Annotated in this window: 15 protein-coding genes and 1 pseudogene; 6 read left to right on the top strand and 10 right to left on the bottom strand. The window is 64.4% G+C overall.

All coding sequences use genetic code 11. From position 1 onward, the window contains the following. Nucleotides 1-23 precede the first annotated feature (23 nt). Nucleotides 24-797 (top strand): NAD-dependent glucose-6-phosphate dehydrogenase Azf, encoded by a 774-nt coding sequence (gene azf, locus CRO01_RS07660; protein WP_097008548.1) that lies wholly within the window; start codon nucleotides 24-26, stop codon nucleotides 795-797. A gap of 60 nt (nucleotides 798-857) precedes the next feature. Here the strand turns inward: azf and CRO01_RS07665 are convergent, their stop codons facing one another. From CRO01_RS07665 to CRO01_RS07680, 4 genes are all read right to left on the bottom strand, one after another. Then, nucleotides 858-1,475: a DUF309 domain-containing protein gene (locus CRO01_RS07665; protein WP_097008549.1), complete on the bottom strand. Its 618-nt coding sequence runs from the start codon at nucleotides 1,473-1,475 to the stop codon at nucleotides 858-860. A 31-nt stretch (nucleotides 1,476-1,506) separates the two neighbouring features. Continuing rightward, nucleotides 1,507-1,656 carry a 50S ribosomal protein L40e gene (locus CRO01_RS07670; RefSeq protein WP_097008550.1) on the bottom strand — a complete coding sequence of 50 codons (150 nt, stop codon included), beginning with the start codon at nucleotides 1,654-1,656 and terminating at the stop codon, nucleotides 1,507-1,509. Between the two features lie 121 nt (nucleotides 1,657-1,777). Next, a complete protein-coding gene (locus tag CRO01_RS07675) occupies nucleotides 1,778-2,674 on the bottom strand; it encodes a coiled-coil protein (protein ID WP_097008551.1) in 897 nt (298 codons plus the stop codon). A 410-nt stretch (nucleotides 2,675-3,084) separates the two neighbouring features. Then, a complete protein-coding gene (locus CRO01_RS07680; RefSeq protein WP_097008552.1) occupies nucleotides 3,085-4,935 on the bottom strand; it encodes a glycoside hydrolase family 2 in 1,851 nt (616 codons plus the stop codon). 156 nt (nucleotides 4,936-5,091) lie between these two features. Between CRO01_RS07680 and CRO01_RS16600 the strand changes: the two genes are divergently transcribed. Further along, nucleotides 5,092-5,250 (top strand): hypothetical protein, encoded by a 159-nt coding sequence (locus tag CRO01_RS16600; RefSeq protein ID WP_179747429.1) that lies wholly within the window; start codon nucleotides 5,092-5,094, stop codon nucleotides 5,248-5,250. A gap of 75 nt (nucleotides 5,251-5,325) precedes the next feature. Continuing rightward, nucleotides 5,326-5,739: a DUF371 domain-containing protein gene (locus CRO01_RS07685; protein ID WP_097009155.1), complete on the top strand. Its 414-nt coding sequence runs from the start codon at nucleotides 5,326-5,328 to the stop codon at nucleotides 5,737-5,739. 6 nt (nucleotides 5,740-5,745) lie between these two features. On the opposite strand, the gene CRO01_RS07690 is transcribed toward CRO01_RS07685, so the two are convergent. The 5 genes from CRO01_RS07690 to CRO01_RS07710 all read right to left on the bottom strand — a co-directional run bounded on the left by CRO01_RS07690 (nucleotide 5,746) and on the right by CRO01_RS07710 (nucleotide 9,841). Continuing rightward, complete coding sequence (locus CRO01_RS07690; RefSeq protein WP_097008553.1) at nucleotides 5,746-6,144, bottom strand: DUF4112 domain-containing protein; 399 nt, start codon at nucleotides 6,142-6,144, stop codon at nucleotides 5,746-5,748. 52 nt (nucleotides 6,145-6,196) lie between these two features. Next, entirely contained in the window at nucleotides 6,197-7,231 is a 1,035-nt protein-coding gene (locus CRO01_RS07695) for a deoxyhypusine synthase (RefSeq protein ID WP_097008554.1), read from the bottom strand. A gap of 605 nt (nucleotides 7,232-7,836) precedes the next feature. Beyond that, on the bottom strand, nucleotides 7,837-8,604 hold the full coding sequence (locus CRO01_RS07700) for a Nif3-like dinuclear metal center hexameric protein (protein ID WP_097008555.1): 768 nt from the start codon (nucleotides 8,602-8,604) through the stop codon (nucleotides 7,837-7,839). 41 nt (nucleotides 8,605-8,645) lie between these two features. Then, nucleotides 8,646-9,458, bottom strand: a complete 813-nt coding sequence (gene speB / locus CRO01_RS07705; RefSeq protein ID WP_097008556.1) for an agmatinase — start codon at nucleotides 9,456-9,458, stop codon at nucleotides 8,646-8,648. Then, nucleotides 9,458-9,841 carry a translation initiation factor IF-5A gene (locus CRO01_RS07710; protein WP_097008557.1) on the bottom strand — a complete coding sequence of 128 codons (384 nt, stop codon included), beginning with the start codon at nucleotides 9,839-9,841 and terminating at the stop codon, nucleotides 9,458-9,460. The genes speB and CRO01_RS07710 overlap by 1 nt, the downstream gene beginning before the upstream one ends. A 139-nt stretch (nucleotides 9,842-9,980) precedes the next feature. On the opposite strand from CRO01_RS07710, the pseudogene CRO01_RS07715 reads away from it, so the two are divergent. The 3 genes and pseudogenes from CRO01_RS07715 to CRO01_RS07725 all read left to right on the top strand — a co-directional run. Beyond that, a pseudogene (locus tag CRO01_RS07715) lies at nucleotides 9,981-10,415 on the top strand (endonuclease III domain-containing protein); the annotation flags it as partial. 58 nt (nucleotides 10,416-10,473) lie between these two features. Beyond that, nucleotides 10,474-11,097 (top strand): hypothetical protein, encoded by a 624-nt coding sequence (locus CRO01_RS07720; RefSeq protein WP_097008558.1) that lies wholly within the window; start codon nucleotides 10,474-10,476, stop codon nucleotides 11,095-11,097. A 7-nt stretch (nucleotides 11,098-11,104) separates the two neighbouring features. After that, complete coding sequence (locus tag CRO01_RS07725; protein ID WP_097008559.1) at nucleotides 11,105-12,121, top strand: tyrosine-type recombinase/integrase; 1,017 nt, start codon at nucleotides 11,105-11,107, stop codon at nucleotides 12,119-12,121. Between the two features lie 53 nt (nucleotides 12,122-12,174). Here the strand turns inward: CRO01_RS07725 and CRO01_RS07730 are convergent, their stop codons facing one another. Continuing rightward, nucleotides 12,175-12,768 (bottom strand): hypothetical protein, encoded by a 594-nt coding sequence (locus tag CRO01_RS07730; protein ID WP_097008560.1) that lies wholly within the window; start codon nucleotides 12,766-12,768, stop codon nucleotides 12,175-12,177. Between the last annotated feature and the right edge of the window lie 817 nt (nucleotides 12,769-13,585).

The following is a 13,585-nucleotide window of genomic DNA, read 5'->3' on the forward strand; positions in this document are numbered from 1 at the left end:
ACCCTGTCCCACTGGGCGAACGAATGGACGACCCCGTGCTGCTGACCGGCGCCGGCGGGCGCGTCGGACAGGCGATTCTGGGCGGGCTCGCGGACGACTACGAGTGGCGACTCCTCGATCGAGAGCCACCGACGGGCGAGCATCCGGGCGAGTACGTCGTCGCCGATGTCACCGACTACGACGCCATCCGCGATGCGATGGAGGGCGTCAGCGCGGTGATCCATCTCGCCGGCGATCCGCGCCCTGAGGCGCCCTGGTCGAGCGTTCTGGAGAACAACATCGACGGCGCCAAGACCGTCTTCGAGGCCGCCGTCGACGCCGGCGTCGAGAAGGTCGCCTTCGCCTCATCGAACCACGCTGTCGGCGCCTACGAGACCGACGAGCGCACGCCCGAGATGTACCGCGACCACCACGAGCTCCGTCTCGACGGCACCGAACTCCCTCGGCCCACCAACCTCTACGGCGTCAGCAAGGCCGCCGGCGAGACGCTCGGTCGGTACTACCACGACCAGCACGGACTGGACGTGGTCTGCGTGCGCATCGGCAACCTCACTGAGGGCCACCCCCCGATCGACTACGAGCGCGGACAGGCGATGTGGCTCTCCTATCGTGACTGTGCCCACCTGTTCGATCGCTGCCTGCAGGCCGACTACGACTACGAAATCGTCTACGGCATCTCGGACAACGACCGCAAGTACTACTCGATCGAGCGCGCGAAGGAGGCACTTGGATACGAGCCGCGAGACAATTCTGCACACTTCGACGGCGAGGAGCGGGTCGACGAACCCGAGGCGTGAGCGCGGCACTACGACTCTACGCGACGGCGGCGACACAGCGGCGTCCGTGCGCGAACGATGTTACTCGAACAGGCCTTCGACATCTCGCTCCCGCGAGCGACGCCGATCGACGTGCTGGCTCAGTCGCTGGTAGATGATTCCCCTGTTTTCGGCGTCACGAACGAAATCCAGCACGAACGTGACGAACGGGCTCCCCTCCTCACCAGCATCGAGGTCATCACGGGCGTACTCGACGGCGCGGTCGATCGTCGCTTCGTCGTACCTCTCGGCCGCTTCGGCGAGCAGTGGCGCGACGGTCCAGACCGCTCCGATGTCGAGATCGGTGAACTCGACAGCTCGCCCGTCGACCCGTAACTCGGGCGGACGGCGCCGTTCGATCACCTCGGGGTCGGACGCAAGCGTCGAAAGCGTCTCGCGGACCGTCCCGACGTTGACGCCGCGGTAGTCGGCCGGCAGCTCACGGAGGTACGCGCCGGCGCTCTCGGCGAGTCCGACCGCTCCCTCCCAGTTGCGATCGTGCGCGTGGTGGACGGCGGCTGTGAACTGAATCAGGCCGTGGAGCAGGCGCTCGTCGTGGCCTTCCTCCAGTTCCAACCACCGATCCTCCCACGCGTCGTGGGCCGCGTGGTAGTAGCCCGCGTTGTAGGCGGCGATGCCAGCGCGGAGTAGTGACTCCATCGGATGGGCGTCCGTAGAAAATCCGGCGCGGTCAGGCGCTGCGGGCTTCCTTGGCCTTCGGGCGGAGATTGCCGTAGCCGCACTTCCGGCAGTTCTCGGCCTCGGCGGCGTTGCGCGCGTTACACCGCATGCAGATCATCTTGTTCAGCAGTCGCCCCTCCGCTTTTTCGAACGTAGCCATACCCGTCGGTTAGCCGCTCGCTCGTTTAAGCGTGGTGGTTCCCGGTTGCGACGCCGACGCTACACAGTGGCGACAGCAGTCGCTTGTCGCGCGTAAAAACCGCAGAAGAATCCCGAAATCCTTAGAGACGGCCCGCCTTCTGGAGCTTCATCAGGTCCTCGGTGTCGAGGGTCTCGCCGTCCTTGAAGCGCTCGTAGATCTCCTCGGCTTCCTGCTCGACTTCCTCTTTCTCCTGCTCGCGCTCGGACTTGCGCTCTTGTTCTTCTTCCTTGTCGAGTTCGCGCAGACGCTTCTGGACGCGGACGAAGTCCTCGTGGTGACGGTCGGCGGCCTCTTGGGCTTCGACGAACAGCTCGTGCATCTCGTCGGCGTCGTCACGGATGTCGTCGGCCTCCCGATAGGCCTCGATCATCTCGTTGTGGTGCTCTTGGGCCTTGTCGGCGAGCTCGGTCACCTTCTGGTGGTGCTGACTGGCTTCCGATCGGACCTCTTCGGCCTCCTCGACGAGGTCATCGAGCTCCTCGTTCTGATCGAGTTTCTCCTTTCGCTGCGTGTACTCCTCGCGCTTCTCCTCGATCTTCTCGATGAGTTCGCGCTCGTCCTCGGTGCTGAGAACCTCGGTCTGCTGCTTAAATTCGAGCTCCTCGATCTCCTCTTCGAGCTCCTCGAGGTCCTTGCCCTCGTCGAGCTCCATGTCCGACTTCATGGCCTCGACCTTGTCGAACAGCTCGTTTGCCTCGGCGTTGAGCTCGTTGCGCTTTTCTTTGTGCTCTTGGACCTGCTCGTTGAGCTCGTCGCGCTGCTCGCGGTGCTCTTGAGCTTCGTCGACCTTCTCGCGTGTCTTCGCGTTCAGGTCGTCGCGCTTGGATGCGCGCTCGGATGCGAGCTGGTTCAGCTCGTTTCGCCGGTCTCGCAGCTGGCCTGCGAGCTTGATGAGCTGTCCTTTCGATTTGTTTTCGAGGTCGTCCTCCGTAAGTTCGACGTTGTCCGCTTCGTCGAGTTCTTGTGCATCTACCATTGTTAGTCAAGCCTCTGTGCCATACCCGCACCGGCGGGTAGCAATAGCTCGTGACGTACGATGACGGTCCGATTATAAGGATTGCCTGTCATTCTGGTCTGCGAGCGATGCTACCCGAACGCCGGTGACGTTCTGGTACTGCTTAGTAACGGGGCTTACAATTTAAAAGTACCGGTCATCAAACCCCTGAAAACAGTTAGCAAGCGGCCTGACTCCCCGTGTAAAGGGTTCTCACGACCCCCGCCAAACCATATAAAAGGAACCTCGGCGTCCCGCCGTTCCGCCCGGCGATTGCTCGGCGCGTCCTCGACGCCCTCGGCGAACGAGCGCCGCCGACGCGTACCGGCCGCGATGCTCGACGCACTCTCAGCAACAGCCCCATCGGACCCTGTATGACGGCGTCCAGCCGACTACAGCCGGTACGTGTTCGTGACCCCCTCCCCGTCGTTCGACAGCGTCAGCACGACTTCGTCGGCGCCGTCGGGAATCTTGACGCCGCCGGCGGACTCGCTGTCGAGCGGCTCGACTGTGGCATCGAACGAGCCGCCACGGTCGCCGGCCGTCCACTCGACGGTCGCCTCGGCGTGCTCGCCCGTGTCGTTGACCACCGTGACGCCGACGGTGCCCGGACGCGGCGTGTCGTCGAGCACGGCCTGTAGCGGCTCGTAGGCGTCGGCGAGGGCGCTGTAGGCCGGTTTCTCACCGCCGTCGGCGGCCAGCAGGCCCATCCCGCCCGCCGGTCTGGCGTCCTGCAACGCGAACGCGGCGACCACGGCCGCGCCGTTGCGCCGCAGCGTCTCGCCGACGCGTTTTACTGTCCGTGCCTGCTCGCGCTGTGTCCTCTCCGGGTCGTTTGCCTCGATGCGATCGGCGAGTCCGGGAACCGAGTCGGTCCCGTCGGGATCGACGACCGATCCGGCGCCAAACTCCGACACGACTTCGCCGAGCCCGGGATAGCGGTCGAGCAACCGGTCGATATCCGCGGCGACGCCGTAGTCCCAGCCGGGGTACAGATTCGCGGCGTCGGGCGCAGTGCCGGGCGGGCCGGCGACCGGGACGACCGGTCGATCGGTGTCGAACGTCGCGGCGATCTCGTCGGCGGTCGATCGGTCGTAGTCGGTGCGCCACGCGCGCCAACGAAGCCGCGAGCGCGCAATGGTGCCGCTTCCCAGCGGTTGCTCGAAGGGATCCGCGGGGTCGTCGTGGACGCCGTAGACGCCGACGCTGGGGCTGGCGCGAGTCGTCTCGACCAGTGCGTCGGCGAGTTCGGCGCCCCGTTCGGGGTCGACATCCACGGGGCCCGATAGCGGGAGATCCTGCCAGAGCAGGAGTCCGGCCTCGTCGCAGGCCTCGCGGAACGACGGCGAGGCGACGTGTGCGTGTGCGCGAACGAGATTGGCGTTGGCGGCCGCCGCGGCCTCGACAGCTCCGACGGGATCCTCGCTCGGAACCACGTTGACCCCGCGTGCGCGGGCACGGCGGCCGTTGATGCGAAGTCCGTCGTCGTCGAGCGACACCGTACTGAAGCCGGTCGTCGCCGCCCGCTCCGCGCCGTCGAGCTTCGCGCGCACCGTGTAGCGGTGCTGGGAGCCCAGATCGCGAGGCCACCAGCGCCGCGGCTCTCGAACCTCGATCTCGCGTTGGACCGTGACGCGCTCACCGGCGTCGGCCTGCACGTGGACCCGCTCCATCGCGCCGCCGCCGCGGAACCCCTCGGGCCGGAGCGACAGCGTCGCGCGCTCGTCGATCTGCTCGGCGGCGTCGACGGTCAACTCGGCCGTGATCGTTCCGCGGTTCTCGTCGAGTCGTGGCGTCACCGACAGGTCGACGAGCGCGACCGGTCCGTGCGTCTCGACGTGGGCATCCCACCAGATACCCGGTACGCGCGCGCTCTCCGGCAACCGGTCTGTCTCGTGGACGCCGCCGAAGCCGTCGTCGGGGCGCCGGCACTCCACGATCAACTCGTTGTCGGCCGAGGGCTCGAACTCGAAGCGAGCAGGTCGGAAGTAGGTGTCGTGCTCGCCGAGCAACTCGCCGTCGTGCCAGACGCGTGCGTGCGCGTACAGCCCGTCGAGGACGAGCGTCGCGCGCGTTTCCTCGTCGTCACGCGGATCCGGAAACGTCGTCCGGTACGCGACGGCGTCCGCTCCGGCGAGCGCGTCCGGACGGCCGGGAATATCGACTGGATCGGGGTCATCGAGGACCGGCGGCTCGTCGTCGTCGCTCGGTTCGACCGCGGCCCCTTGCCACTGGTCCAGCATCGGTTATCGACTCCACCGTCCGGCACCGAAATAGGTCTTACTCTCGATAGGCTCCGGACCGCCGGCAGTCGCTGCGCCGACGACCCGATCTGTTCACTTTCACTTTCACTCCGGGGGAGGCGCAGTTTAAGGGTGCTTGCCCATCCAGTCGGTAGTATGCTCGAACGGCTCACCAGCACGTGCGAGGGCGAGGACTGCGACCGTGCGCTCGACGACGAGCACCTGATGCTTGCGATGGAGACGGAGTCCGGCACCCGTCGCGCCTACGAGTGCGACTGTGGCGCCGTGACGATCACCGTCGTCCGGGAGCAGTAACCGACGTTCGGCGTCGCCCGACACCCCCGACCGGAGATGCGTGCGCTCAAGTTTCGCGGCCGGGAAGGCTCGGCCATGCAAGAACAGATCCATGCGACGGGGCACCAGAACGTGCTCGCAGAACACACGAGCACGTTCGAGGTGACGACCGACGACTACCTGACCACGGCCGGCGACTGCATCCTCGCGGTCGAGGCCGATCGCGCCCCCGCCGACTTCGATCCCGACTTCGTCGCGGCCTGCCAAGACGCCGACGCGACGATCACCGCCGAGCTGGCCGTCGGTGACCAAACCGAGACTGTCACCGGCAGCGGCCACCCCGATCTCTCCTTCGAGAGCGAGCGCAGCGCCGTCGGTCGCACCAGCGAACACGTCGACGAGCGTACGATCATGGTGAACGCCGACAGTCCCGCGCTCGGCTTCGACCGCGATCTGGTCGCCGATCTGGCCGACGGCGCCGACGCGACGCTGACGCTTTCTGTCGAGTAAACTCCCTTACACGTCGGCGTCGACGTGTTCCTCGACGAGTTCGACGTTCCGACGATTGGCCTTCCATCCGGCATCGAACAGCGTCCCGAGCACCGGGACCGAGCCGATAGTGGCGTCAATGCCGATGTTGAGTACCATCCGCGCGAGAACGTGCCGCGGGACGCCGAGGTTGATCGCCTCGGCGACGACGTACAGCGAGATCAGCGCCATCGTCCAGTCGCCGGCGACCGGCAACGCGCTGACTACCGGGTCCAGTCCGAACCGCATCTCGGTACCGGGCACGCGAAACGCGTCGTCGAGCACCGCCCCGACGCCGCGGATGCGCTGGATCGCCGCTGCCTCGCCGCCGAGGATCGCGTCCTCGATCTCGGTTTCGATGTCTTCGACCGCCGTTTCGTGTTCCATACCGCCCGTTCAGCCTCCGGCGTCGTAGGCTCGCGGCCGAAGTGTGTAGGCTTCACTCCCCGATGCGCTCGCGCGCGGCGGCGACGACCAGCGGGAGCGTGATCGTCGCGTCGGCGTAGACGCTTGCGTTTCTGCCGGCCTTCTCGATTTTCCCCCACGAGCGAGCCTCTTCGAGGGTGGCGCCCGAGAGCCCGCCGGTCTGTTCGTCGTCCATCGTCAGCTGGACGGCGTAGTCGTAGGAATCGGGCGCGACCAGCATCGTCTGGAGGACGAAGTTCTTCGGGACGCCGCCGCCGACGACCATCGCGCCGGACTGCTCGGCGTCGAACGCCCGGTCGGTCAGCGGCGTCATGTCGCCGAGCGCGTCGAGTTCGAAGTCGGTCGTCTGAGAGTACATCCACGCCTGCAGGCCGAGCACCGAGTCCTGAATGGCCGGGCAGTAGATCGGCACGTCGTTCTCGTAGGCCGCGGCGGCGATGCCGGCGCCCTCGTCGATGCCCTCGCGCTCGTTGACCTCGGCGTTCGCTCGCCCCAACTCCTCGGTGAGTCGTTGGATGGTGACGGTCTCTTCGACCTCGGAGAACACCTCCGAGCGCAGGTGGTCCTCGAACAGCGCGAAGTGCTCTTGGGGGAGATAGACGTTGTAGATCCGGTCGACGCCCTCGTCGCGCAACTGCTCGTCGTGCTCGCGCATCGTCCCCTCGCCGTGGGTGCGTCCGTGGTGGTGCTTGCCGCCGATCGCCTCGATCGCGTCGTGGGTGAGGTTCGCGCCGGTCGTCACCAGCACGTCGATGTGCCCGTCCCGGATCAGATCGGCGACGACTTTGCGCATCCCCGTCGGCACCATCGCGCCGGCCAGCCCGAAGAAGTTGGTCACGTCGTCGCCGAGCATCTCCGCGTAGATGTCGACGGCGCGGTTGAGGTCGTCGGCGCCGATGCCGGCCTCGCCGTACTGGTCGACCAGCTCGCCCACCGACATCCCGCCGCGCACGTCGGCGTGCCCGATCGGGTCGTGCGCGAACTCCTCACGGGGCGGCTGTTCGTGCTCTTCGTGCTCGTCGTGGTTCTCGTGGTCCTCGTCGCTCATACGACTCTCTCGCGGTGCGAGCGATTTGAACGCGACGGTCCTAGGATGGGTTGCTTTTGCTGTTCGATCTCTCGGTATCACCAACGCCGCCTCGAAAGCCCCCGATCGCTGGCGGGCCGGGACTCGCTGCGCGCGCTCGCTTCGCTCGCGTGCTTTCGTCGTCCGGGCGCCGCCAGCGATCGGCCCCTTTCAGTCCCGCCCGATGCCGGCTGACCAACCGGCGCAGGAGGGACTGAAAGGGGCTGCCGTCTCGGGGAAGACGGCCGACGTAAGCACCGCAGCCGCCGGAGGCGGTGAGCCGAGCGCAGCGAGGCGATCCTCGTCAGAGCCTTACTCTGACGGTGGCGAGGAGCGCAACGAAGCCCTCGACCCGAGACGGCAGGGGCTTTCGAGGCGGTGGTATCATGCTATTCGGTTCTCCAGCTACTGCAGCACAGGTTTATCCGACAGTGAGCGGCCAAAATCCCCCATCCGCCACTTGCTAGCCGCGACGCAGGAGTAGGCCGGTGCGCGACGCACCGCGTCGCGGCGGGGCTGGTCGACGCCGCTTCGATCCCCCGGTCGGAAGCGTCGCCTGCTCGCCCCTCACCCAGCCGTAACTTTCCTCAGAGTCCGGTCGGATGGTCGACGAAGGTCGTCTCCAGTCCCCACTTTTCGGCCAGCTCCTGCAGCGATCGGACGCCGAACGTCTCGGTGGCGTAGTGGCCTGCGAGGAACACGTTGATCTCCAGTTCCCGAGCGAGGTGGTAGGCCTTCTGTTTGCCCTCGCCGGTGATCAGCGCGTCCGCACCGGTCGCAGCGGCGTCCTCGAGCCAGTCGACGCCGCTGCCGGTGACGATAGCCACGTCCTCGATCTCGTCGGGGCCAAAGGTCATCGCCCGAACGTCGCGCCCGCCGGTGTCCAGTTGCGAGCGCAGGTCGGCTTCCAGATCGTCAGCTTCGATCGGCTCGCTGGCCCGCCCGCGCTGGCCGATGTACTCGGCGCCGACGGTGCCGAAGGGCTCGCGGTCGTCGAGTTCGAGCAGGTCTGCGATTCCGGCGGCGTTACCCAGCTCTTGGTGGCCGTCCAGCGGCAGGTGCGAGACGTACAGCGCGATGTCGTTCTCGATCAGCGGTGCGATCCGCCCGTACTCGGTGCCGGTCACGCGCTCGATGCCGCCCCACGAGAGCCCGTGGTGGACGACCAGCGCGTCCGCGTCGGCGTCGACGGCGGCGTCGATGGTTGCCCGTCCGGCGTCGACGGCAAATGCGACGTGCTCGACGGTCCCTGAGTCCGGGCCGACCTGAAGGCCGTTCGCGCTGGCGTCGACATCGCTGTAGGCGTCGGTATCGAGACGATCGTCGTAGCGTCCGACGAGTTCCGAAAGCTCCATGCGCGGGGTTTCGAAGACGGGGAGAAAGGGCGTTGCGGTCCCTATCTGTGGGCCGCCGCGTGCGAGAAGACGAACTCCCGGAGGAGCTTCCCGGCCAGCGTCGCGGCCTGCCCGTCGTCCCGGTCGTTCACCTCGACCACGTCGAACGCGTCGGCGTGGGGTCCGACCTCGCGGACGACATCGCGCAACTCGCGGCTGTCTAGTCCGAACGGCTCGGTCGTGCCCGTCCCGGGTGCGACGGCCGGATCGGCGGCGTCGATGTCGACGCTGAGGTACACCGACTGCTCGGCCAGCCGCTCCGGCGGCGTCCACGCAGCGACTTCCTCGGGTGGAACCACCGTCACGTCGTCGCGCTCGGCGCGGTCCCACTCGGCCTCGCTTCCCGTGCGCGCGCCCAGCACGAACGCCTCGTCGGCGACATCGAGCGCGTGGCTGGTGACGGTCGCGTGACTCAACTCGTTGCCGTCGTAAGCCTCGCGAAGATCGAGATGGGCGTCCAGACAGACGAACGCGTCGGGCTCGACCGCGCGGACGCCGGCGATCGAGACGGTGTGCTCGCCGCCCACTACGAGCGGGACGGCGTCGTCCCAGACGATATCCGTGACAACGCCCTCCAGATAGTCGAGGTACTCGGCGGCGTCGTCCCACGCGCGGACGTCGCCGTGGTCGTGCACGAAAAGCTCAGAGAAGTGCGCGTCCGTCCGTCGGTCGTAGTCGTCGAAGGTGCGGGCGAACCGGCGAATCCGGTCCGGCCCGAATCTGGTGCCGGGCTGGAACGTCGTCGAGACGTCCAGCGGCGCGCCGGCGAGGACGTAGTCAGCCTCGTCGCGGGCGGCGCCGGCACCGGGAAACATCAGTCCTGCAGAATCTTGCGCTGCTCTTCCATCTCGAGGTACTCGATGTCGTCGTCGGGCGAGAGGTCGACGTCACCGGGCGTCTTGATGGAGATCGTCTCGTAGGTTTCGAGGTCCATGACCTGCGCGACCGTGTCGCTCTCGACACTGACGACTTGGCCCTGCTTTCGGTTGACGATCGGGACCCAGATCTTGGCGTCCACAGGCTGGGAAAGGCTGCGCTTCTGGTCGTCGAAGACGCCCTTGCCCTCGATACGGGCCTTCGCGCTGCCGTGCTTGCCGGGCTTGGCCGTGCTGTAGGCGGTGATCTTGCACGGTTCGTCGTCCATCATCACGTAGTTACCTTCCTGAAGATCTCGCACTTCCTTCTGCTCTTTCGCCATACCAGCGGTGTAATATCCGCGGGTGTATAAACGGTTTGGAAACGCTGAGTGACGGATTTCGGGCACTTCGGGCCGTTTTCGGCCGGTTCGCAGGTTGGCGAGCGCACCCCTCAAGTGGCTGTCGAACCAACGGTCGGGCATGTCCGACGATCAGGAACCGGCCGAGAACATCAGCGGTGGCGCGGCCCGCGGCGGTCGTGCTGCGGCGTTCGAACCGGGCGACGCCGACACCCGCGCCGAGGCCGTCGTCGACCGGCTCGGCGAGCTGTACTGGCAGAAAGCCTACGGCGGACGCGACGCCTTTGAGTGTCTCGTCCGGACGATCCTGAGCCAGAACACCAGCGACGTGGCGAGCCAGCCCGCTCACGACGCGCTGATGGAGCGGTACGCGCCTGCCGAGAACGCCGAAACCGGCAAAGACGCCGCGCCGACGCCGGACGCCGCCGAGCGCAGCTCGTCGAGCCCTGCCTCGACTTCGTCTCGGCAGGACGCCGACCTCGCCGCGGCGCTCGTGGCCGCCGACCGCGAGGAGCTCGCAGAGACGATCCGGCCCGCGGGATTGTACAACCAGAAGCCCTCAGTAAAGTAAAGAAACATTATTTACGCCAGCGCATCAGCTTTCCGCCGCAGCGATGGCGGAAACAACCCAAGTGAACGTCAAAGTCCCAGTCTCGATGAAACAGGACTGGGAGAAGTACATCGAGGAACACGAGGAAGCCACATCGCTATCCCACCTGATCCGACTGTCGGTGCAGCGCGAGGTCAGTGGCGAGCGCGGGTCGAACGTCGACATCGACCCCGAGGACGTTGAACTCGACGTCGACGTTGATTTCACGCAGTTGGAATCGAAGATCGATAACATCGACTCGAAGTTGGACGAGCTGCGGAGCGCGGTACACTCCCTTGAGGCCGCCGAGTTGACCGACACGGAAGATGTGCAGGAGATTGCGGACAAGATATACGACACGATGCCGCGTCGATCGGCGGAGACGGAGAGCAGAGAGCGCGACCTTTCGCCGCGCGAAATTGCGAGAATGAAGATTATCGATGACGTTGAGATGCGGATGGATCGCGGACAGTCCCTGAAGGACTTCGCGGAGCAAGAGAACTTCTACGGGCTGGTTGAGGCGTACAAATTGTACTTCGAGACAGACGACTACACGATGCAACGCGCCTTGGAACGCGTGCAGGAATACAGCAGCCGCGTTCACGTCGTGGACGATCTCGAATACACGGTTGTCTTCGAACAGGAGTGATCCACCTATGAAGAACGTCACACGGGACAAGTTCGATCACAAGATCAACTACGAGTTCTGCGTCGCGCACCGAAACAAGGTCGAAGAGGGCACCCTGACGGGGTATCGATGGACGGTCAAGAGCTTCCTTGAGCACATCGAGGGGGAGGGAGTTGACCTTGAAAACATCGACTGGACGGACATCGACTCGTTCATCGATTCGATGGTCGAGGAGTACTCGCAGTCCACAACGAAGACAAGGTACAACCACCTCAGGTCGTTCATCAAGTGGCTGCGTGCCCGGAAGGGGTACTACACCGACTCCGAGCAGCTACCCATCGACTCACGCCATCTCGAAATCAAGGAGTACATCGACAGAGGGGAGACAAAAAAGGGGAACGAGGCATCATCAAAGGAAGGAGTCGTCTTCGTTGAGGCGGGCGAGTACGAGTTGCTGAAGGAAAACGTGCCGGCGCCGAAATTCAGAAACGAGTTGATTCTGAAAATGCTGTGGCATCTCGGCCTTCGGCGGATGGAAGTGACCGAGATGCAGATCACGCCGGAGATGCCGCACAAGGACGAGTACGGCAACATCGACTTCGGTGACAACGAGATCACCGTCCCGGATGTCAAGGGTGGCGGACGTGAGCTTTGGTTCCGTGACTCGCTGGCCGCGCCGCTGCGGCGGTGGATCGAGTCGGAGCGTCAGGCCGTCTACTACGCCGACGAATCCCAGTACCTGTTCCCATCGCGGAACAGCGAGCAACTCACCCCAAAGCGGGTCACGTCGATGGTCGATCAGGCCGCGCAGAACGCTGGAATACAGTCCACGGTCTATGTCGATGCCAACGGCAACGAGCGACGGCGGATCACACCACACGCTCTCCGACACGGATATGGCGTCAGACACGTGCGGAACGGTACTGACGTGCGGACTCTCCAGCAGCTAATGGGGCATCACGACATCAGCGTCACGCAACACTACCTACAGTTTAAAACAGAGGCGAGAAAGCGAGCACAGCACCGGAACGCACCCGAAGTGTAGTCATTAGTCGTTTGTCTAATCGGTGTACGTCTACGCCTGCGACCTTGACAAGTTTATACCCGCTCAAGCCAGTCCGCCGCGCCCTGCATCTGATAGTCCCCACCGTCTGGCGTCGCGGTTAGACTCGCTTCCTCAACCACGTCCTCGTAATACCTCTCCGTCACGCTGAGATGCTCGAATCCATCCACATCGACGTGGATGTTGAGCGTCCCCATATCACCATCATCCGAGCTGATGTGGGTCTTCGTCTCCACCTCGCCACGAACCTCACGCCGAACCTCACTATCATTCGATGCCGCATCCACGTCACCGAGCAGACCAGTCACAACCCCGCGTACCAGTACCTCGTCGCCTTCCTCAACGTCCTGCAGCACCTCGTACACGTCCTCGGGATTCCAAACCGTCGATCGCACGTCCACGTCCGCAACCCTGCCGATCACGTCCCCGTCATCCTCGACTCGATGACCGCCGAACACGCTTCGTAGCGTGATGAGCTTTTCACTGCGGAACGGCACGTCCAGCGCCATCATTCCATCTTCGGGGAACACGTCACGGATCACTCCCGAGAACTCGCTGCCGTCTTCCAGTTCGATGTCCGTGACATCTCCGCGGTCGGCACTCCCAAGTTCAGAGACGTTCACCGACATAACGGGCGGTGATATGGCGTCATCCCAGTTAAAAGTGAATCAACCGACAACTAGGGAGCGCAGCCACCCCAAAGCGCCGCCGAAGCGGCCCGGGGCGAATCTACGCGGTTACGGGACTGGCCTCGCAACCGTGATCTTGTTCCCACGTCTCAACAGGGCCAACAGGATCACCTACGTAAACGAACTGACAAACACAGGACAGCACTTCCCGCCCGTCCAACTCACCGCGAACAACGCGAGCGTGACAGTCCGAGCAGACGAGATCAGTCATCTCCTCACTTAAAAATGGGAGAGAGACAGTTATAAACCTCCCGGCTGAACGACATTTACCCCCGTTTCGTCTATTTCAAGTATGATCTAACAATACGGTTAACAAGCGATTCCACCGCTGCCACTGGCTGACAACGTCGAGATCGGTGGAATCGGATTTGACTCCCGAGATCGTGTATGAGGCGTGGAAGGTGGCGGTGGTTTGGAGAGAGAAGGCGTTGTCAAACCCCTTAACAAGCGAACATCGACGTTTGAGGCGGGTGAAAACGCCGAGGAAGACATTTCCGTTCGTCGACTTCAAGACCGTGTGTGAGACGTGGAGAGTAGGGGTGGCGTGCGAGTCGTCGCCGCAGGCAAGGGATGTTCACTCTGACTGCTCAGTCTAACTTTCCTCTCATTGAAAGTACAATGGAGAGGAACGGTTGGACTAGTGTTCACGGACGAAAGTGTTATTAACCTTACACACTTACTCTATCCCGAGAGGTTGTTCAAAAGCGAAGGGAAGGAAACAACGTCCCTTCCCGAGCGAGGCGCGAGGGCACCCCAC

This window comes from Natronoarchaeum philippinense (assembly GCF_900215575.1).
Classification (GTDB): domain Archaea; phylum Halobacteriota; class Halobacteria; order Halobacteriales; family Natronoarchaeaceae; genus Natronoarchaeum; species Natronoarchaeum philippinense.